Source organism: Pseudomonas turukhanskensis, from assembly GCF_027922365.1.
Classification (GTDB): Bacteria; Pseudomonadota; Gammaproteobacteria; order Pseudomonadales; family Pseudomonadaceae; genus Aquipseudomonas; species Aquipseudomonas turukhanskensis.
The window spans coordinates 543,361-562,585 of record NZ_BSFN01000001.1; the positions used below are offsets into that span (position 1 = coordinate 543,361).

Genomic DNA, 19,225 nt, shown 5'->3' on the forward strand with positions numbered 1-19,225 from the left:
CCCTTCGGTCTTGCATGTGTTCACCGGCCAAATGGCGCCGGGGAGAGTACCTGTGGCTAGGCTACGCGGGCTATGGTCGGCGGTTGAATCTTTTTGCACCTGTAGGAATAAGCATGCACATTTCCAGGGCTTTACGGCAGAATCCAGACTTTTTACGCAAGGAATGCAGATGAGCAACTCAACCGCCATCGACGAAAAAAGTTTCCGTCGCATCCTCAGCCGCAACGTCGCGCTGCCGTTGGGCGTGGGCGTCATCAGCGCTATCTTTTTTATCGGCCTGGTGTACTACCTCCTCAACGTGTTGCAGTGGGTTGAACACACCGACCGCGTCATCGGCAATACCAACGAGGCTTATCGGCTCACCGTAGACCAGGAAACCGGCATGCGCGGTTTTCTGATTACCGGTGATGAGAAATTCCTCGCGCCGTTTGATGTGGCCCGCCCGCGCATCAATTCCGAGCTGCGCTCGCTGCAGGAGCTGGTGAAGGACAATCCCATCCAGGTCGATCGCTTTCGCCGCATGGAAGCGCTGCAAGAGCAATGGGCCAAATTTGCCGACGCCATCATTCAAAGCCGCCGCGCTGGCGAGAACTATCAACTGATCGTTTCAAGCGGACGTGGCAAAGAACTGACTGACGAAATCCGCAAAGGTTTCGACGAAGTTATTGCCACCGAGCAGCAGCTGCGCTTCCAGCGCAATAACGAAGCCAATAACACCGTCATTTTGACGATTGCGGTCTACCTGATCTTTAGCCTGATCGTTAGCGGCATTCTGGCCTTTATGGGCCGCCGTGAATTGCTCGGTCTTTCCAACAGTTATTCGAATTCGCTGGCCGAGCAAGAGCGCAGCGCCGCTGTCATCGAACAGAAATCCTGGCTGCGAAACGGTCAGAGCCTGCTCGCCGAACAAGTGCTGGGGCAGAAGACCCTGCCGCAGCTGGGCAAGGCGGTGCTCAGTCAATTGGCCGGCTACCTGGGCGTCAGTGTGGCCGCCTTTTATGTTCGCGATCAGTTGGGCATCATCGAGCGCGTTGCTTGCTTCGGCCTTCCGGCCGAGCAGGAAAACAGCGAGCAGCGCTACACGGGCAATGACACCATGGTTGGCCAGGCTGTGCAGGAGCGCCGTCTGATTCGCCTGGACAACCTGCCCCATGCCTACCTCAGTGTAACGTCGGGTCTGGGCAGCACCTCGCAGCTCAATATCCTGGTGCTGCCGATCAGCAACGAGAACACCGTCAACGGTGTATTGGAGCTGGCCTTTCTGCGCCCGGTCACTGACCTGGACATCGAGTTTCTCGAGTTGATCGCTGCCAATATCGGCACCTCCATCGACGCCGCCCATTACCGCAAACGCCTGCAGGACGTGCTGGCTGAAACCCAGCAGCTCAACGAAGAGCTGCAAGTGCAGCAGGAAGAACTGCGTACCGCCAACGAAGAGCTGGAAGAACAGTCGCGGGTACTCAAGGAGTCGCAGGCGCACTTGGAAAGCCAGCAGGCCGAGCTGGAACAGACCAACGAACAACTGGCTGACCAGGCCCAGCGCCTGGAAGACCAGCGCGACATTCTGGACGAAAAGAATAACGCCCTGAGCACGGCTCAGCGCGAGCTGGAAGAACGCGCCCAGGAGCTGCAGCGCGCCAGCCTGTACAAGTCCGAGTTCCTCGCCAACATGAGCCACGAGCTGCGCACACCGCTCAACAGCTCGCTTATTCTGGCCAAGTTGCTGGGTGACAACCCGGACGGCAACCTCACTGCCGAGCAAGTGAAGTTTGCTGACTCCATCTATTCCGCCGGCAATGACCTGCTGCTGTTGATCAACGACATTCTGGATATTTCCAAGGTCGAGGCCGGCAAGCTTGAAATGCGCCCGCAAAATATTCCGATCAACCGCCTGGTGGAATCCCTGCGTACGGTGTTCCAGCCAGTAGCTGCTGACAAGCAGCTTGGCTTCACGATCGATCTGCAGCCCAATGTGCCCAGCACCCTGTTTACCGACCAGCAGCGCGTGGAGCAGATCCTCAAGAACCTGCTCTCCAACGCCATCAAGTTCACCGAGGTGGGTCAGGTAAACCTGACGATCTCACGCCTGGACGATGGCCGTGTGGCGTTCGCCGTCAAAGACTCCGGCATCGGCATTCGCGAAGACCAGCAAGGTTATATTTTCGAAGCCTTCCGCCAGGCCGATGGCACCACCAACCGCCGTTATGGCGGCACCGGGTTGGGTCTGTCGATTTCCCGTGATCTGGCCACCTTGCTCGGCGGCTCCATCGGCGTCGTCAGTGCGCCGGGCCAGGGTAGTACCTTCACCCTGGTGCTACCACAGGCCTATGAAGAAGGATTCATATTGGAGTCGGTGCCCGAGCTGCCACCGATAATGCCGGCCACGGCTCCCCTTTCGCCTGCCCCGTCGACGACCTCCGCTCCTGTAGTCATCGCCCGGTTCGACGACGACCGCGAGCACCTGCAACAAGGCAGCCGCCGCATTCTGGTGATCGAAGACGAGCCGAACTTTGCGCAGATCCTCTACGACCTGGCCCACGAGCTGAAGTACAACTGCCTGGTGGCCCACGGCGCGGACGATGGCTTGCAACTGGCCGATCAGTTCCTGCCCGATGCCATCCTGCTGGACATGCGCCTGCCCGACATTTCCGGCCTGGCCGCCCTGCAACGGCTCAAGGACAACCCCCGCACGCGGCATATTCCCGTGCACGTGATCTCCGTGGAAGACCGCATGGAAGCCGCGCTGCAACTGGGTGCCATCGGCTATGCGGTAAAACCCACCACCCGCGAGCACCTCAAGGGTGTATTCGCCAAGCTCGAAGCCAAGCTGGCCCAACAGGTCAAACGTGTGCTGCTGGTGGAAGATGATGCCCTGCAACGCGACAGCATCTCGCGCCTGATCGGGGACGACGACATCGAAATCACCGCAGTCGAGTTTGCTGCCCAGGCCCTGGACCTGCTGCGCACCACGGTGTTCGACTGCATGATCATTGACTTGAAGCTGCCGGATATGCGCGGCAATGAGCTGCTCAAGCGCATGTCCGAAGAAGATATCTGCTCGTTCCCCCCGGTGATCGTGTATACCGGGCGCAATCTCACCCGTGATGAAGAAATCGAGCTGATGAAGTACTCGCGCTCAATCATCATCAAAGGTGCGCGCTCGCCGGAACGCCTACTGGATGAAGTAACACTGTTCCTGCACAAGGTGGAATCCACGCTCTCCAGTGAGCGCCAGCGCATGCTGAAAACCGCGCGCAACCGCGACAAGGTGTTCGAAGGCCGGCGCATCCTGGTGGTCGATGACGACGTGCGCAATATCTTCGCCCTCACCAGCGCCCTGGAGCACAAAGGCGCGGTGGTGGAAGTGGCGCGCAACGGCCGCGAAGCGCTGACTAAGCTGGAAGAAGTCGAAGACATCGACCTGGTGTTGATGGACGTGATGATGCCGGAAATGGATGGCTATGAAGCCACCGCTGAAATCCGCAAGAACCCGCGCTGGCGCAAGCTGCCGGTGATTGCCGTCACTGCCAAGGCGATGAAGGACGACCAGGACCGCTGCCTGCAGGCCGGCGCAAATGACTATCTGGCCAAGCCCATTGACCTGGATCGGCTGTTCTCGCTGATCCGCGTCTGGCTTCCCAAACTGGAACGTATTTGATGGCGCCAGACCGCGATATCGAGATAGAGCTGCGCCTGCTGATCGAGGCCATCTACCTCAAGTACAACTACGATTTTCGTGACTACAGCGGCGCGTCGTTCAAGCGCCGCGTACGCCACGCCTTGCAGCAGTTCAACTGCAACACCATCACGGCGTTGCAGGAGCGCATCATGCATGAGCCCAGCGCGTTCATGCAGTTGCTGCAGTACCTGACGATCCCGGTCAGCGAGATGTTTCGCGACCCCAGCTACTACCTGGCGCTGCGTCAGCAAGTGGTGCCGCTGCTTAAAACCTACCCGTCGGTGAAGGTGTGGGTGGCCGGTTGCAGTACGGGCGAGGAAGTTTATTCCCTGGCGATTCTGCTTAAGGAAGAAGGCTTGCTGGAGCGCTCGATCATTTACGCCACCGACATCAATCCGCGCTCGCTGGAAAAAGCCGAGCGCGGGATTTTTTCCCTGGAAAATATCCGCACCTATACCGAGAACTACCAGAAGGCCGGCGGCCAGCGTGCGTTTTCCGACTACTACACCGCCGCCTATGAAGGCGCGTTGTTCGACAAGTCGCTGCGCGAAAACGTGACCTTCGCCGACCACAGCCTGGCTACCGACAGCGTGTTTTCCGAAACCCAGCTGGTGTCGTGCCGCAATGTCCTTATTTACTTCAACAAGGCACTCCAAGACCGCGCCTTCGGCCTGTTCCACGAGTCGTTGTGCCATCGTGGTTTTCTCGGCCTGGGCAGCAAGGAAAGCCTAGACTTCTCAAGTTATGCCAAGCGTTTTGAACCCCTGGTCAAATCCGAACGGATCTTTCGCAAAGCATGAATACCGGCACTCTCGACTCCCTGCTGCTTTCCCGCGCCAGCGCGCTGGAAGCCGTGGTGATAGGTGCTTCAGCTGGCGGCGTGCAGGCTCTGCTGCAGATTTTTGCCGGGTTGGGTGCCGACTACCGGCTTCCGATTGTTACCGTGCTGCACCTGCCTGACGATCGCCGTAGCCAATTGGCTGAGGTGTTTCAGCAACGCCTGGGCGTTCGCGTAAAAGAGGCGGATGACAAAGAGAGCCTGCAAGGAGGCACCTTGTATTTTGCGGCTTCGGGGTATCACCTGCTGATCGAAAATGACCGTAGCTTTTCCCTGAGCCGCGAAGAGCCGTTGCATTTTTCCCGGCCCTCAATCGATGTGCTGTTTGAATCGGCCGCCGATGTGTACGGTCCTGCGCTGATGGGCGTGCTGCTCACCGGCGCTAACGAGGACGGCGCACAAGGAATAGCAACCATCAAGCAGCTCGGTGGTCTCACCGTCGTTCAAGACCCGGCTGACGCCCAGGTCCCCACCATGCCCGAAGCGGCGCTGGCGCTCGGCCCAGCCGATTTCGTGCTGCCGATCCCCGGCATCCAGGCGCTGCTCGCGGAGTTGAATAAAAGCCAATGCTAAGCACCATCGAAGCCAAACTGCTGATCGTCGACGACCTGCCGGAAAACCTGCTGGCGCTCGACGCATTGATCCGTGGTGAGCGCCGCCAGGTATTTCAGGCCTCCTCCGGCGAAGAAGCGTTGGGGCTGCTGTTGCAGCACGAATTTGCCTTGGCCATTCTCGACGTGCAGATGCCGGACATGAATGGCTTCGAACTGGCCGAGCTGATGCGCGGCACGGAAAAGACCAAACACATTCCCATTGTCTTCGTCAGCGCCGCCGGCCGCGAGATGAACTACGCCTTTACCGGTTACGAAAGCGGTGCCGTCGATTTTTTGCAAAAACCCCTGGATATCCAGGCGGTGCAGAGCAAGGTCACCGTATTTGTCGAACTGTTCCGCCAGCGTCAGGCCATCAATGAGCAAGTGATCGCGCTGGAAAGAAGCCGCAAGGAACAGGAAATTCTCCTGAGTGAATTGCGCGCCGCCCAGGACGACCTGCAAAAGGCCGTGCGCATGCGCGACGACTTTATGTCGATCGTCTCCCACGAGCTGCGCACGCCGCTCAATGGCTTGGTGCTGGAAACTCAGTTGCGCAAGCTGCGCCTGAGCAAAGGCGATATGGCAGCGTTCACCGCTGACAAGCTCAAGGCCATGACCGAGCGCGACGAGCGGCAGATCAACAGCCTGGTGCGCCTAATTGAGGACATGCTGGATGTCTCGCGCATTCGCACCGGCAAGCTGTCTATTCGGCCTACCCGTTTTGATCTGTCTGCGCTGGTGAGCCGGGTGCTGGAAAACTACAGCGCACAGATTGCCGCCGCCGGCTGCGAGGTGAGCCTGAGTGCCGCCGAGCCCGTCACGGGGCTGTGGGATGAATTTCGTATCGAGCAGGTGGTGGTCAACCTGCTCACCAACGCCCTGCGCTATGGCGCCAAGAAGCCAGTGGACCTGCGAGTACTGGCCACTCCCGAAGGCGCCTGTATCGAGGTGCAAGATCACGGCATCGGCATTTCCGTGCCGGATTTGTCGCGGATCTTCCAGCAATTCGAGCGGGTGTCCTCTAACGAGGTCACTCAGGGCTTGGGCCTGGGCCTGTTTATCACCGAGCAGATCGTGGCCTCGCACCAGGGCACTATCGAGGTGGAAAGCCGCCCGGGGCAGGGCTCGTTGTTCCGGGTGTATCTACCGCTGGAATCGCGCAGCGTGGACAACGGCTGACCGCCGTTTCGCTTAAGCCTCAGACCGCTGGCGATAAACGGTCGTGCAAAATGCAATCCTGCAAAATGCCCGGTCGTGCAATGTGCAACCGATGCTTCTGAAAGTTGTTTGTAAGTCATTGATTTATAAGAAATAAAAAACGTCTTTTACTTGGCACGACGCCTGCAATTTCAGACACAAGAATCTGATTTGCGATGGAGTCGCCGCCATGAACACTGTACTGAACCTGTTGAGCGCCGCTGCTGTGGTTGTCGCTGGTGCTTATGCCTCCGCTACTCCCTCTGCTCCCGACGCTGTGGCGGTTCAGTCCGTGGCCAAGGTTTCCCATCAGCAGCTGCTGAACAAGCCACTCACCGAGCCGCAATGGGCTGAAAGCCCGTTTATGCAGCCAGAGCCACAGATGGCCAGCAACCATACCGCCCCTGCCGGTGAAGTGCTGCGTGGTGCGCAATGGCAAAACGTCAGCGACGACGTCGAAACTGCCCATGTGCCCAAGCCTGAAAATCAGCGCTGGACCTTCTGAATTCCGTTTTTTCGTAAATGCTGACCGACGAACGTCAGGCCCTCTGTGTGCCTGGCTGTCACAAAGGTTGGGTTAGTTAGTGTGTGTCTGAGCCTGAGGATGGAAGCCATGTCAAAAGCCGCGATGGTCTTGCTGGTTTTGGCCTTTGTTTGTTGCGCAGTGGTGCTTTATGCGCCGCTGACCGATTTGGTGGTAATCAGCTTGCTGAAAGTGACCACTGGTGTGCTGTTGGCTATGTTTGCGCTGGCGTTGGTATTGGGACGGCGGATCAAGTTCGATCCTGTCCTGCGTTAACTAAAAAAAGAGCTCGAGGCTGAAGCCTCTCCTACAACGATACGGATATCCCTTGTAGGAGAGGCTTCAGCTTCGAGCTTTTTGCTTTTCTGCCAAACGCTTATAGATGCCAGGTTGCTGGCGAACCCCGCAAAATTCCTTTTCCAGGGTTCGCGACCAAGGTCGCTCCTACAAAAAGCCGCTCTCTTCCCGCTTTCGCGCAAGGGCTGCGGCAAACACCTGAATCAGATCGGCAGCGCCATGTAAAACTGCGACCCCTTGCCCGGCCGCGAATACACGCTGATGCGCCCACCGTGCAGTTGCACGATCTCTTTGCACAATGCCAAGCCCAACCCCGCCCCGCCTTTGCGCTTACCAATTTGCACAAACGGCTCGAAAATCCGTGCCTGCTGGCTGAAGTCGATGCCCTCGCCGTAATCCTGCACGCTGATAATCAGCCGCTCGCCATGCCGACGGGCCTGCACCTGAATCTCGCTGCCGCTGATGCTGTGACGTAGTGCGTTACCAATCAGGTTATCGAGCACGCGCTCGATCTGCTGGCGGTCGATATTCACCTCGGTCAGCGGCTCCAACACCTCGACCACAATGTCGATCTCGCGCTCGCTGGCCTTGGCGGCAAAGCGTTGCTGGGTCTGGCCGATCAGCTCGTGCAGGTCGCACGGCGCGCGTTCGAGTTTCTGCAGGCCGTTCTGGTAGCGGGAGAAGTTCAGCAGGTCGGTGATCAACTGCACCAGGCGCGCCATCTCTTCATCGACGGTACGAATCAGATCGGCTTCGCGCGAGTCCGGGCCGAACTTCAAGCGCTCCTGAAGCAAACTGAAGGCCATGTGCATGCCGGTAACCGGCGTGCGCAGTTCGTGTGAGGCGCGTAGCACGAATTCCATGCGGATACGCTCGAAAGCACGTTGTTCGGTCACATCGCGCAGCACCATCACCGCGCCCACCGTGCGGCCGTCGTTGTGGTGCACCGGTGTCAGTGCCCAGGCCAGCAGGCGTTTTTCGCCGGCGGTTTCAATCAGCAGGTCTTCGGGAATCTGCTCCAGCTGCTTGCCGCTCAACACCAGGCTCACGGCGTCATCCAGCTCGGGACGGTTGATCACGCTGCCAAAACTTTTGCCCAGCAGATCGTGCTCCCAGAACAGTTGGCGAATGGCCACCGGGTTGGCGTGTTCGATCAGGCCGTATTCATCAATGATGACCAGGCCGTCGTCGATGCTGTCGAGCACCGCTTGCAAGCGTTTCTGGCTGGCCACCAACGCATCCACGTCGGTTTCCTTGAGCTGGCGCAACGCATCGGCCATCACGCCGAAGCGGCTGCTGAGCAAGGCCATTTCGCTAACGGACGACACCGGCAAGATCACATCGAAATCGCCTTGGCCAATCTTGTCGGCTGCCTTGGCCAGTGCCTCGATGGGTGTGCCAAAACGCCGTGCAATGCTTTGCGCGGTGAGCACGCCGATCAGCAACACGGCCACGCCCAACAGGCTGAGCAACAGTGCAATCAGCTTGGCCCGATCCCGCGCTTGCGCTTCGGCCATGCTCACCTTGTTGATCGCCACCTGCTGCACATCGAGCATCTGCTGACGCACCAGGTTGAAGGCCTGGCTGACGGTATTGTCGTTATTGACCCCACCTTCGGCGGGGTTGGCTTTGTCGAGGATGACCAGAAACTCGCTGTAGACCTTTTCGATGCGCTCGAAGCCTTCACGGTCGCTGCGGTCTTCGAAATCCAGGCTTTCTTCGAGCAGGTTACGGAACTTCTCCTGCGAGGCACGCAGCGCTTTCATGTCCGGTTTTTCGCGGAGCATGATGGTCAACTGGTCGCCAAAGCTGGTGCGCAGACGTTGGCTCAGGTCGATGGTGGCGAAGCTGTTTTGAATCAGTCCTTCCTGGGTCTGGGCCATGCGCAATACGCTAACCACCCCCAGCAACAAGCCCAGCAGCGCCACGGTAATAAGCGCCGAAAAGCTCAGGAAGAACCGCGTTCGCAAGGTCATGGCGGGCTTCATAGGGGGCACTTCACAGGTTGTACTGCTTGCGTTTGCGGTACAGGGTCGAGGCATCGATACCCAAGGTTTTCGCCGCCTGATCGAGCGTGTCGCTGGTGGCGAGCACCGCGGCGATATGGGCTTTTTCCAGATCCTCAAGGCTCAGGTCCGCACCCACACGCGGGGCGTTGCTGCTGGTCGGCGCCACCAGGCCCAGGTGGCTGACATCCACCAATTCCTGTGGGCAGATAATGCTGGCGCGTTCGATCACGTTGCGCAGCTCGCGAATATTGCCCGGCCATTGATAGTCCATCAGCGCGTTGCGTGCCTCCTCGGTAAAGGCGCGGGCTGGGCGGGCGTAATCTTTGACGAAGCGAGCGAGGAAACGGTCGGCCAGCACCAGGACATCGTCGGCACGCTCGCGTAGCGGCGGCAGCTTGAGGGTGATGACGTTGAGGCGGTACAACAGGTCTTCGCGGAACTTGCCCTCGCGCACCATGGCGTCCAGGTCCAGGTTGGTGGCGGCCACAATGCGGACATCGGCCCGGCGGGTTACCGGGTCGCCGACTCTTTCGTATTCCTTGTCCTGAATAAAGCGCAGCAACTTGGGTTGCAGGCTCAGCGGGAAGTCGCCGATCTCATCGAGAAATAGTGTGCCGCCGTCGGCCTGGCTCACCCGGCCCAGCGTGCTTTCGCTGGCGCCGGTAAACGCGCCGCGGCTATGGCCAAACAACTCGCTTTCCATCAGCTCGGCGGTAAGCGAGGGACAGTTGATGGTGACCGAGCCCTTCTTCGAGCGCTGGCTCCAGCCATGAATGGCGCGGGCCAGTTCGCCCTTGCCGGTACCGGACTCGCCGAGAATCAGAATATTGGCATCGGTACCGGCCACCTGCCGTGCGGTTTCCAGCACGGCCATCATTGCCGGGCTGTGGGAGTCCAGGTCATCGCCGGGTTTGCGCGCCTGGCCTTCCAACTGTTCGAGGCGCGCGGCCAGGGAGCGAATTTCCAATTGCTTGGAGGCGACCATGCGCAGTTGGTCGGGGCTGCACGGCTTCACCAGATAATCGCTGGCGCCGGCCTGCATGGCATCCACGGCGGTATCGATGGCTGAGTGCGCGGTAACAATGATCACCCGCATCCACGGCGCTTGCAGGCGCATCTGCGCGAGCACATCCAGGCCGTTGTCCTCGCCCAGGCGCAGGTCCAGCAGGCACAGGTCAAATACCTGGCGCTGCAGCAAGGTATCGGCCTGCTGAGCGCTGGTCGCCGTCGCGACGGTGTACCCCTCATCTTCCAGGCAATAGCGGAACGTGCGCAGGATTGCCGACTCATCGTCGACCAACAAAATACGGCCACTTTTAGGGCTGGAGGCTTCCATGTTCGTTCTCGGATCGGTTGCAGTGAGCGTTAGTCACGGAAAGTACAGGCAAGTTCGTGCAACTTGCACGGTGGATTTAAACCCATCCTGCAAGGTGCATGGCATAGCAGTGCCATCACCTTAGTTAAACTATTGTTTTTAAACGAATAAAAAATGCAAACAAAGCTGGCACAGCCCTTGCGATATCCCTCTCAACAGGCCAAGAACGGCCACGACCACAAGAGAGGAAATCATCATGAGCAGTCGCACCAGCCAACTGAACGAACTGATCGAAATCACCCGTGACGGCCAGCGCTTCTACGAGCACGCCATCACCGAGGTGAAAGACCCTCAACTGCAAGCCCTGTTCCGCGACATGTCGCAGGCCAAGATCCAGGTGATCCAGGCACTGGCCGTGAAAGTCGCTGCCAACCACGACACCCCGGCTCAGGGCGGCACCGTGATGGGCAAACTGCGTCAGGTGTACGCAGACACCAAGGCCAGCATGACCAAGGATGAGGGCGCTGCCTACGTTGCCGAACTGGAAGACACCGAAGACCGCATCCTGCATGCCTTCGAAGACGCCATGGAAGATGCGGACCCGGACGTTCGCGCGGCACTGGCCGTGGAAATGCCGAAAGTGCGCGCCTGCCACGACCGTATGCGTGACCTGAAACACGCCCTGAAGTAAGCCTGCTGCGCGCCTGGCCCATTGCTTGACGCATGGGCCGGACGCAATGCGCGCAGGTTTTGTTTTCCCTAAGCAGTACGCAATTTTTTAACCGAAATGCATAGCAAAGGAACCTGAACCAAGCCCGCTGGGCACGGTTCCAACCCAGTAAGGGTTCCTGACAAACAGGGTTCAGACCCTAACCAAATGTAAGGAGAGACATCATGTTGAGTTGGGCCGTTACATTTCTGATCATCGCCATCGTCGCAGCAGTGTTGGGCTTTGGTGGTATTGCGGGCACCGCAACCGGCATCGCGAAAATTCTCTTTGTCGTGTTCTTGGTGATGTTCGTTGTTTCGCTGATCTTCGGCCGTCGCGGACGAGTCTGACGCTTGAGCAGCACCACGCAAAACGCCCTCAAAAGAGGGCGTTTTTTTATGCGTGCATTTTAGGTGGCGCGGTTGGCATTACGGTTTGAAATTACGCGCGTCCTTGGCCCATACATCCAGCACGGGCTTCAAGTCTTTTACTGTCAGCTGCGTGGTGTCGTTTTCCAGGGTCAGGCCCGTGCCTTTGCGCACCACCTCGGCCACCGGCTTGCTGGTGCCGCCATCCAGAGCCTGCATCTCCACATAGATGTCGGTGGCCTCATCACGGGTGCCAGCAGCGGTGCTGGCGGCGGCAACTACCAAGGCAATGGGAATGACCTCGTAGACCTTCAAGCCTTCGGCCGAGGTATCCACTGCGGTAATGGCCGAGCGGATAATCAGCGTATCGGTGTCTGGTTGATTAACGACACGCAAGCGCCCGGCCAGCTCACGCTGCATGGCTTGCTGCAGGTAAGTGGCAATGTCGTCGAGGGTCTTCTGGTTTACCTGGTCGGTAGGTTTTGGCTTGGGATAGAACTGCGGTTTTTCCACCAGTACCGAGCTGTATTTATTCAGGTCCAACCCCGGCTTTACCCAGCGCATCACGGGCGCGCCACTGGCCGAGGTGGCTGGCTTGAGAACCGAGTAATCCGGCAAAAAGCCCGAATACTGATCCGGCTGGGTGGTGGCGCTGGAACAACCGGCCAAAAGCAGACCGGCGCTGACGGCAAAACTGGCAAGCAACTGTTTAGTCATCCTTGAAGCTCCCAATGGCAGAAATGGACCGTTGCGCACCCGCGGGCACTGCATGGCGATTTCAGCCTAGCCGATAAAAATGACTGCGCAGACGAGTGGTGAAAACTGTGCACTTGGTGGCATTGCAGCGGGCAGCGCCGCTATCATCCGCGGCACATCAAGAGGACACACCATGCTCAACGGCTTGTGGCTGAGCTTTTTTATCGTCGGCGCCATCGCCGCCTTGTCGCAGTGGCTAGTGGGCGGCAACGCCGGTGTATTTGCCGCTATGGTCGAAAGCTTGTTTGCCATGGCCAAGTTGTCGGTGGAAGTGATGGTGCTGCTGTTCGGCACCCTGACCCTGTGGCTGGGCTTTCTACGCATTGCCGAGAAAGCCGGCATCGTCGATTGGCTGGCCAAGGTGCTGGGCCCGCTGTTTCGCCGCCTGATGCCGGAAGTGCCGCCTGGGCATCCGGCGCTCGGGCTTATCACCATGAACTTCGCCGCTAATGCCTTGGGCCTGGACAACGCCGCCACGCCCATCGGCCTCAAGGCCATGCGCTCCTTGCAAGAACTCAACCCCAGCAGCACTACGGCCAGCAACGCGCAAATCCTGTTTCTGGTGCTTAACGCTTCGTCGCTGACCTTGCTACCGGTCACCATCTTTATGTACCGCGCGCAGCAAGGCGCGCTCGACCCAACCCTTGTTTTCCTGCCAATTCTACTGGCGACCAGCGCCTCGACCTTTGTCGGCCTGCTGTCAGTGGCCGTGATGCAACGCCTGCGATTGTGGGACCCGGTGGTGCTGGCTTATCTGATACCCGGCGCCTTGCTGCTGGGCGGCTTTATGGCGCTGCTGGCAGGTATGTCGGCCACCGCCATCGCCAGCCTGTCTTCGCTATTGGGCAACCTTACGCTGTTCGGTTTGATCCTGATTTTTTTGCTGGTTGGCGCGGTGCGGAAAGTACCGGTGTATGAAACGTTCGTTGAAGGCGCCAAAGAGGGCTTCGACGTCGCCAAAAGCCTGCTGCCATATCTGGTCGCCATGCTCTGCGCCGTCGGCGTACTGCGGGCTTCTGGCGCCTTGGAGTTTGGCCTGGACGGCATTCGTTGGGTGGTCGACCAGTTGGGTTGGGACAACCGGTTCGTAGACGCCTTGCCCACCGCGCTGGTCAAACCCTTCTCTGGTAGTGCAGCGCGGGCGATGTTGATCGAGACCATGCAAAGCCATGGCGTGGACAGCTTCGCGGCCCTGGTGGCGGCCACCATTCAGGGCAGCACGGAAACCACCTTCTACGTGCTGGCGGTGTATTTCGGTGCCGTGGGCATCCAGCGGGCGCGGCATGCGGTGGGGTGTGCACTGCTGGCCGAACTGGCCGGGGTGATCGCTGCAATCTTCGTCTGCTACTGGTTCTTCGCCTAAGCGCGTCGCGTGAGGGGGGGCGCTATACGCACACCGCCCGGTGCAGTGCCATCTCTATATTCCCGGTGCAGCATGGCGCGCACTGTCTAGACTCAACCAACCGCCTTGGTACTTCTGGAGTTCGCCATGTCTTTGCGTTCTGTGAGTGTGGGCCTGCGTAATCTCATCGGGTTCGGCGCACTGACGCTGTGCCTGTTGATAACCGGTGGCGTGGCCTTGAGCGAGCTGTCCAGCTTGAAAGGCAATTTGCTGGAAGTAAAAGACGTGTGGATGGGCGGCCTGGACCTGATGGCCAAGATCAAGTCCGACCGCCAACTGATGCGTCTGAATGAAAACGAGATCGTCGCCCAGCCCAACGAACTGGCTTCGCTGACCAGCGAAATTCGCACCATCGAGCAGCGCGTGCGCGGCTACGACAAAGAATACGAAGGCACCATCATCCTCGATGAAGACCGCCGCCTGTTCGGCGTTTATCAGGAAAAAAGTGCGGCCTACGAGAAAAGCCTCGATGCCGTACTAACCGCCTTGAGCAGCGGCGCGGTGCCACAAGCGGTGAGCGCCCAGTCCGAGCAAAGCTTTGACGCCCTGATCACCTCGCTCGACGCCCTGATTGCCCTCAACAACCGCGGCGCCGCCGATGCCGGCGAACGCGCCGAAGCCAGTGCCAACAACGCCACCATCACCTTCAGTGTGATTTTGCTGGCCTCGGTGATTTTTACCGTGTTCGCCGCCGTGCTGCTGAGCCGCAGCATTACCCGCCCGTTAGCCATGCTCGCCGCCTCGGCCGAACGCATTGCCTCGGGCGACCTGACCCAGCCCGTGGCAGCCGAAGGCGCCGACGAAGTGACCCAGGTGCAGCGCTCACTCGGCGGTATGCAAGGCACCCTGCGCGAGACATTGCTAAATATTCAAAGCTCCGCCACGCAACTGGCCTCGGCCGCCGAACAGCTGCACGCGGTAACCGATGACTCCTCGCGCGGCATCACGCGCCAGAACGACGAAATCCAGATGGCCGCCACGGCGGTGACCGAGATGTCTGCCGCCGTGGACGAAGTGGCGCGCAACGCCAACCACACCTCCGACTCCTCCCGCGAGGCGCAGGAAACCGCGCAAGCTGGCCGCGAACAAGTGAGCAGCACCCGCACCACGATCGAACAACTGACCGAACGCCTGAACATCACCTCCACCACCATCGCCACCCTGGCCGATGAAGCCATCGCCATTGGCCGTGTGCTGGAAGTGATCCGCACCATCGCCGAACAAACCAACCTGCTGGCGCTGAACGCCGCCATCGAAGCGGCACGCGCCGGCGACCAGGGGCGTGGTTTTGCCGTGGTAGCCGATGAAGTGCGGGCGCTGGCGCAGCGTACGCAAACCAGCACCCAGGAAATTGAACGGATGATCAGCGCCATCCAGAGCGCCAGCCAGCAATCGGTAAGCGCCATGGCGCAGAGCAGCGAATACGCCAACCGCAGCCAGATCATGGCCAGCCAGGCCGACAGCGCGTTGGTGCTGATTGCCGAACGGGTCAACCAGATCAACGACATGAACCTGGTGATTGCCAGCGCCGCCGAAGAGCAAGCCAGTGTGGCGCGTGAAGTGGATAGAAACCTGGTGGCCATCCGCGACATTGCTGAGCAGAACGCGACCGGGGCGCATGAGACGTCGGTGGCCAGTGATCAGTTGGCGAAGCTGGCGAGTGATTTGAATGGGATGGTGCAGCGGTTTCGGTTGTAGCGGAAGGTGGGGCGGGGCGGCATAAATAAGGTCATCCCGGCGTAGGCCAGGGCCCCGAGAGCCAGAGCGAACGGTGATTGCCTGGACGATTCTGGATTCCTGCCTGCGCAGGAATGACGGAGTTTTTCCTGAGTCCACCGTCGTTCCAGCGCAGGCTGGGACCCAGAATTCTGGACCGTTCGTTGAGCGTTAACCCACTAACTCCTCCCACAAATCCAGCCACCGTGGATTGCGCATTTCTATCAATTTCAGCTTCCACTCCCTTCGCCATTTCTTGAGCTGCTTTTCCCGTGTGATAGCGCTCAACATGTCCTCATGCACCTCGTAGTACACCAGCGTGTGAACTCCATAGGTTTGACTAAAGCCGGGCAAGCAGTCGTTGCGATGTTGCCAAATGCGTTGGACGGGGTTGGATGTGACGCCGGTGTAGAGGGTGCCATTTTTGTGGCTGGCGAGAATGTAGACCGTGGGTGTCCTTGCCATAAGGCCGTCCTGGCTGTGAGAGGTGTTCACAGGCTAAGGGCATTTATGGATTGGCGAAGCCGTTCGTCTCGCTGAGTTCGACTGAAGATTCTGGATTCCCGCCTACGCGGGAATGACGGTGGTTGTGGCAGGAGCATCCGTCGTCCCCGCGTAGGCGGGGACCCAGAATCTCGAATTGAGCGGCGATCCCCGTCAATAGAAGGTCACGCAACAGTCCTACGGCGTCACCTCAAACCGCAGCACCCCAATCACCTGCCCATCCTCGGTCAACACCCGCACTTCCCAATCCCCTGCCACGTCCTGGGGGAAGTTCTGTTTATGGGTCCACGAGCGATAACCCTTTTCCCGGCCGCCGTTGATATCCAGGGCGATGCGGTCCATCTCTTTGCCGTTATGGCGCCACACGTGGTAGATGCGTTCGGCCAACCCACGCGGGGCGTTGATCGCGGTGTACGCGTACAGCCCCTTGGTGCGCAGATCGGTGGCAGTCATGGTGCTCAGGCTTTCACCGGGCGAGCGGTTGAAGTCGTCGAGTTCGGTGGTCACCGCCACTTCGGTCAGCCATAACGTAGCCGGCGGCACCCAGGAGCGGAACAACCAGCCCACGCCGCCGAGCGCCAGGGTCAACACAATCAACGCCAGCCCGCGCCACCAGCGCTGCACCGGGAAGGTCACCAGCAAGCTGGGAAACGACAGCGCCACGGCAATGCCCAGCGCCAGCTTGTAACTCTGCGCGGTGGTCAGGTGCAGGATGATCGGCAGCGCCGTCAGCAACGCGGCAAACAGTGTCAGTGTATGCATTGCCAGGTACAGCCAGCGGCGCGGCGCCAGCCATTTGTTGTAGATGGGGTCGATGATACTCACCAACCCGGCGCAGGCCAGCAGGCCGGTGAACATTAGCTGGCCGCTGTTCCAGGTGGTGGTGATGATAAAAAATGGCAGCACGAAGAACAGGCTTTCCTGGTGAATCATCTGGGTCAGATAACGCACCACCGGCTGTGGCAACTCGCGGCCGAAGAGGCGCGCAAACACGCGGGTGACCACACTTTCCAACGTCAGCCACAGCCAACTTACCAGCAGCATCACCGCAATCGGCGTGGCCAGGCGGGCCTGGCGGTCCACCAGAATGAAGCTGCACACCCCCGAGATAAAACCAAACGCCGCCACCACGCCGGGATAGCGTTGCAGCAGGGCGATAACAGCAAGGGCGCGGGTTTTCCAGGTGAGCATCACGGCGGCAGTTCGGCAGGTAGATGAAGAGGTGCGCAGGATACGGGTGAGCCTCTGATGGGTCCATGCTCCATGCGCTTAATGTGGGAGTGCGCGCCCGGCATTACGTTGCTTGCCGTTGATCTTAAAAGCGCAGCCTTTGCCGTTGCGCTATAGCTATTGGCGCAAAAGGCCACAGCCCGTGTCGGGCTCTGCCACTGTTGCCCCCTGCCTGCGCCCTTACAGTGCTGCGGGCTAAAACAAAAATAAAAGGCCCGTTTTCTATGAACTACGATGCGAGTTCGCAACTTATCCTCGGCCTGGTGCTGGCGGCGCTGATCTTCGGCGTGTCGCTGGAACTGCGCCTGGAGCAATTCCGTGCCGTGCTGCGCCACCCGCAACCTGTACTGGCCGGCATGCTTGGGCAATGCCTGCTGCTGCCCTGGCTGACGCTGCTGGTGACCCTGGTGGTCGACCTTCACCCCGGCCTGGAGCTGGGCCTGCTCTTGGTGGCCTGCTGCCCCGGCGGCAACCTTTCCAACGTGATGACCCACCTGGCCCGCGGCAACACTGCGCTGTCCATGAGCATGACCGCGCTGTCGAGCCTGCTGGCGCTGGTGCTGCTGCCGCTCAACTTCGCCCTCACCAGTTCCTGCAACCCCGAGGCCTCGGCCTACCTGGCCGAGCGCCTGAGCAGCCTGCACGTCGACCACCTGAGCATCATCCTCAACCTGCTGTGGCTGCTCGGCTTGCCGCTGGCGCTCGGCATGCTGGTGGGCAACCTGTGGCCGCAGGTGGCCGAACGCATCATGCCGTGGTTCAAACGCTTCGCCTTGTTAGCTTTTGCCTTCTTCGTGATTGGCGCGCTGGCCAACAACTGGAAAATGTTTACCGCCTCCCTCGGCCTGGTGCTGGTCTTGGTGGTGCTGCACAACGCCAGCGCCATTGTGCTGGGTTGGCTGATGGCCAAACTGGCCCGCCAGCGCGGCGCCAACCTGCGGGCCATGGTCATCGAGATTTCCATGCACAACTCCGGGCTGGCCTTGGGGCTGATTTTTTCCCAATTTGGCGGCGAGCCGAACATGGCCCTGGTGGCCGCGCTCTGGGGTACCTGGCATTTGGTCAGCGGCCTGCTGCTGGTGCTGTTCTGGCGCAATCGGCCGTTGGCTGTTTCATCCACTTCCGAGGAGCCGCTGACATGCGCGTCCTGATTACCGGCGCTGCAGGTTTTATCGGCCAGCAACTGCTTAACGAACTCGCAGTCCAGCACCCCAAGTGGACGCTGATTGCCGCCGACATTCGCCCGCAAACCAAGCAGGGCCTGAAAATGAATGTCGAGCCAGTGCTGCTCGATATCAGCCAGCACAAGCAAGTGCTCGAATGCGTCGCCGCCTGGAAGCCCGAGGCCATCGTGCACTTGGCCTCGGTCGTGACGCCGCCGCGCGGCATGAGCGATGCCCAGTTGCATGCCATTGATGTCGGCGGCACACGCTCCATCGTGGAAGCTGCGCTGGCCAACAACGTGCAGCAGCTGATCGTCACCAGTTCCGGCGCGGCCTACGGCTACTTTCCCGAGAACGCCGAGTGGATCGACGAAAACGACCCGCTGCGCGGCCACGACCACTTCGCCTATGCCAAGCACAAGCGTGAAGTGGAAGAGTTGCTGGCCGTTACCCGGCGCAAACACCCGGCGTTGAAACAGCTGGTGCTGCGGCCCGGCACCATTCTGGGCAAGCGGGTGAATAACCAGATCACCGACATGTTTAAAAAACGTGCGGTGCTGGGCATCAAAGGCAGCGATAGCCGCTTTGTCTTTATCTGGGACCAGGACGTGGTCGCCATTATTCGCCAGGGACTGGAGAGCAGCGCCCAAGGGATTTTCAACCTGGCAGGTGATGGAGCGCTGAGCCTGAGCGAGATCGCTGGCATTCTGGGCAAGCCTTATCGACCGTTGCCGGCAGGGTTGATCAGCGGCGCGCTTCGCGTGCTCAAACCGTTGGGGTTGAGCCAATACGGGCCTGAGCAGTTGGACTTTTTGCGTTATCGGCCAGTGCTGAACAATCGGCGGTTGAAGGAAGAGTTTGGGTATCAGCCCAGGTACACCAGTCGGGAGGCGTTTATGGCGTTTCTTGAAGCGAGCAACGGGTAA

At 59.6% G+C, this 19,225-nt stretch carries 17 protein-coding genes; 12 read left to right on the forward strand and 5 right to left on the reverse strand.

Going from position 1 to position 19,225, the window contains the following annotated elements; translation table 11 throughout:
• Positions 1-169 precede the first annotated feature (169 nt).
• From PKE98_RS02420 to PKE98_RS02445, 6 genes are all read left to right on the forward strand, one after another.
• Positions 170-3,658 carry a response regulator gene (locus tag PKE98_RS02420; RefSeq protein WP_271193674.1) on the forward strand — a complete coding sequence of 1,163 codons (3,489 nt, stop codon included), beginning with the start codon at positions 170-172 and terminating at the stop codon, positions 3,656-3,658.
• Positions 3,658-4,479 (forward strand): CheR family methyltransferase, encoded by an 822-nt coding sequence (locus PKE98_RS02425; protein ID WP_271193675.1) that lies wholly within the window; start codon positions 3,658-3,660, stop codon positions 4,477-4,479. Before PKE98_RS02420 ends, PKE98_RS02425 begins: the two co-directional genes overlap by 1 nt.
• The gene (locus PKE98_RS02430) at positions 4,476-5,090 is read left to right on the forward strand and encodes a chemotaxis protein CheB (RefSeq protein ID WP_271193676.1); all 615 of its coding nucleotides are present in this window, start codon (positions 4,476-4,478) and stop codon (positions 5,088-5,090) included. The genes PKE98_RS02425 and PKE98_RS02430 overlap by 4 nt, the downstream gene beginning before the upstream one ends.
• Positions 5,084-6,289: a hybrid sensor histidine kinase/response regulator gene (locus PKE98_RS02435; RefSeq protein WP_271193677.1), complete on the forward strand. Its 1,206-nt coding sequence runs from the start codon at positions 5,084-5,086 to the stop codon at positions 6,287-6,289. Before PKE98_RS02430 ends, PKE98_RS02435 begins: the two co-directional genes overlap by 7 nt.
• Before the next feature lie 208 nt (positions 6,290-6,497).
• The gene (locus tag PKE98_RS02440) at positions 6,498-6,812 is read left to right on the forward strand and encodes a hypothetical protein (RefSeq protein WP_271193678.1); all 315 of its coding nucleotides are present in this window, start codon (positions 6,498-6,500) and stop codon (positions 6,810-6,812) included.
• Positions 6,813-6,920: 108 nt separating this feature from the next.
• Complete coding sequence (locus tag PKE98_RS02445; protein WP_271193679.1) at positions 6,921-7,106, forward strand: PA3371 family protein; 186 nt, start codon at positions 6,921-6,923, stop codon at positions 7,104-7,106.
• Between the two features lie 224 nt (positions 7,107-7,330).
• Here the strand turns inward: PKE98_RS02445 and PKE98_RS02450 are convergent, their stop codons facing one another.
• Together PKE98_RS02450 and algB are read right to left on the reverse strand one after the other, a co-directional pair.
• Positions 7,331-9,115: a KinB sensor domain-containing domain gene (locus tag PKE98_RS02450; RefSeq protein ID WP_271193680.1), complete on the reverse strand. Its 1,785-nt coding sequence runs from the start codon at positions 9,113-9,115 to the stop codon at positions 7,331-7,333.
• Between the two features lie 10 nt (positions 9,116-9,125).
• Positions 9,126-10,472, reverse strand: a complete 1,347-nt coding sequence (gene algB, locus PKE98_RS02455; RefSeq protein WP_271193681.1) for a sigma-54-dependent response regulator transcription factor AlgB — start codon at positions 10,470-10,472, stop codon at positions 9,126-9,128.
• Between the two features lie 235 nt (positions 10,473-10,707).
• On the opposite strand from algB, the gene PKE98_RS02460 reads away from it, so the two are divergent.
• Complete coding sequence (locus PKE98_RS02460; RefSeq protein WP_271193682.1) at positions 10,708-11,142, forward strand: PA2169 family four-helix-bundle protein; 435 nt, start codon at positions 10,708-10,710, stop codon at positions 11,140-11,142.
• Positions 11,143-11,345: 203 nt separating this feature from the next.
• The gene (locus PKE98_RS02465) at positions 11,346-11,510 is read left to right on the forward strand and encodes a DUF1328 domain-containing protein (protein WP_271193683.1); all 165 of its coding nucleotides are present in this window, start codon (positions 11,346-11,348) and stop codon (positions 11,508-11,510) included.
• A 78-nt stretch (positions 11,511-11,588) separates the two neighbouring features.
• Here the strand turns inward: PKE98_RS02465 and PKE98_RS02470 are convergent, their stop codons facing one another.
• Positions 11,589-12,245, reverse strand: a complete 657-nt coding sequence (locus PKE98_RS02470) for a DUF3313 domain-containing protein (RefSeq protein WP_271193684.1) — start codon at positions 12,243-12,245, stop codon at positions 11,589-11,591.
• Between the two features lie 172 nt (positions 12,246-12,417).
• Between PKE98_RS02470 and PKE98_RS02475 the strand changes: the two genes are divergently transcribed.
• Together PKE98_RS02475 and PKE98_RS27300 are read left to right on the forward strand one after the other, a co-directional pair.
• Positions 12,418-13,647 (forward strand): spore maturation protein, encoded by a 1,230-nt coding sequence (locus PKE98_RS02475; RefSeq protein WP_271193685.1) that lies wholly within the window; start codon positions 12,418-12,420, stop codon positions 13,645-13,647.
• 126 nt (positions 13,648-13,773) lie between these two features.
• Complete coding sequence (locus tag PKE98_RS27300) at positions 13,774-15,384, forward strand: methyl-accepting chemotaxis protein (RefSeq protein ID WP_271193686.1); 1,611 nt, start codon at positions 13,774-13,776, stop codon at positions 15,382-15,384.
• Between the two features lie 189 nt (positions 15,385-15,573).
• Here PKE98_RS27300 and PKE98_RS02485 read toward each other — a convergent pair whose 3' ends face one another.
• Both PKE98_RS02485 and PKE98_RS02490 read right to left on the reverse strand, forming a co-directional pair.
• A complete protein-coding gene (locus tag PKE98_RS02485; protein ID WP_271193687.1) occupies positions 15,574-15,867 on the reverse strand; it encodes a GIY-YIG nuclease family protein in 294 nt (97 codons plus the stop codon).
• Positions 15,868-16,083: 216 nt separating this feature from the next.
• Positions 16,084-17,097, reverse strand: a complete 1,014-nt coding sequence (locus PKE98_RS02490) for a DUF5924 family protein (RefSeq protein WP_271193688.1) — start codon at positions 17,095-17,097, stop codon at positions 16,084-16,086.
• A 263-nt stretch (positions 17,098-17,360) separates the two neighbouring features.
• Between PKE98_RS02490 and PKE98_RS02495 the strand changes: the two genes are divergently transcribed.
• Positions 17,361-18,287, forward strand: coding sequence for a bile acid:sodium symporter family protein (locus PKE98_RS02495; RefSeq protein ID WP_271193689.1), 927 nt, complete (start codon positions 17,361-17,363; stop codon positions 18,285-18,287).
• Positions 18,275-19,225: an SDR family oxidoreductase gene (locus PKE98_RS02500; RefSeq protein ID WP_271193690.1), complete on the forward strand. Its 951-nt coding sequence runs from the start codon at positions 18,275-18,277 to the stop codon at positions 19,223-19,225. The genes PKE98_RS02495 and PKE98_RS02500 overlap by 13 nt, the downstream gene beginning before the upstream one ends.

What these genes read in the sequence shown, in the direction of transcription:
- PKE98_RS02500 (WP_271193690.1), top strand. Translation starts at nt 18,275, where the DNA reads ATGCGCGTCCTGATTACCGGCGCTGCAGGTTTTATCGGCCAGCAACTG.
- PKE98_RS02445 (WP_271193679.1), top strand. Translation starts at nt 6,921, where the DNA reads ATGTCAAAAGCCGCGATGGTCTTGCTGGTTTTGGCCTTTGTTTGTTGC.
- algB (WP_271193681.1), bottom strand. Translation starts at nt 10,472, where the DNA reads ATGGAAGCCTCCAGCCCTAAAAGTGGCCGTATTTTGTTGGTCGACGAT.
- PKE98_RS02470 (WP_271193684.1), bottom strand. Translation starts at nt 12,245, where the DNA reads ATGACTAAACAGTTGCTTGCCAGTTTTGCCGTCAGCGCCGGTCTGCTT.
- PKE98_RS02435 (WP_271193677.1), top strand. Translation starts at nt 5,084, where the DNA reads ATGCTAAGCACCATCGAAGCCAAACTGCTGATCGTCGACGACCTGCCG.
- PKE98_RS02460 (WP_271193682.1), top strand. Translation starts at nt 10,708, where the DNA reads ATGAGCAGTCGCACCAGCCAACTGAACGAACTGATCGAAATCACCCGT.
- PKE98_RS02420 (WP_271193674.1), top strand. Translation starts at nt 170, where the DNA reads ATGAGCAACTCAACCGCCATCGACGAAAAAAGTTTCCGTCGCATCCTC.
- PKE98_RS27300 (WP_271193686.1), top strand. Translation starts at nt 13,774, where the DNA reads ATGTCTTTGCGTTCTGTGAGTGTGGGCCTGCGTAATCTCATCGGGTTC.
- PKE98_RS02475 (WP_271193685.1), top strand. Translation starts at nt 12,418, where the DNA reads ATGCTCAACGGCTTGTGGCTGAGCTTTTTTATCGTCGGCGCCATCGCC.
- PKE98_RS02450 (WP_271193680.1), bottom strand. Translation starts at nt 9,115, where the DNA reads ATGAAGCCCGCCATGACCTTGCGAACGCGGTTCTTCCTGAGCTTTTCG.
- PKE98_RS02465 (WP_271193683.1), top strand. Translation starts at nt 11,346, where the DNA reads ATGTTGAGTTGGGCCGTTACATTTCTGATCATCGCCATCGTCGCAGCA.
- PKE98_RS02485 (WP_271193687.1), bottom strand. Translation starts at nt 15,867, where the DNA reads ATGGCAAGGACACCCACGGTCTACATTCTCGCCAGCCACAAAAATGGC.
- PKE98_RS02430 (WP_271193676.1), top strand. Translation starts at nt 4,476, where the DNA reads ATGAATACCGGCACTCTCGACTCCCTGCTGCTTTCCCGCGCCAGCGCG.
- PKE98_RS02440 (WP_271193678.1), top strand. Translation starts at nt 6,498, where the DNA reads ATGAACACTGTACTGAACCTGTTGAGCGCCGCTGCTGTGGTTGTCGCT.
- PKE98_RS02425 (WP_271193675.1), top strand. Translation starts at nt 3,658, where the DNA reads ATGGCGCCAGACCGCGATATCGAGATAGAGCTGCGCCTGCTGATCGAG.
- PKE98_RS02495 (WP_271193689.1), top strand. Translation starts at nt 17,361, where the DNA reads ATGAACTACGATGCGAGTTCGCAACTTATCCTCGGCCTGGTGCTGGCG.
- PKE98_RS02490 (WP_271193688.1), bottom strand. Translation starts at nt 17,097, where the DNA reads ATGCTCACCTGGAAAACCCGCGCCCTTGCTGTTATCGCCCTGCTGCAA.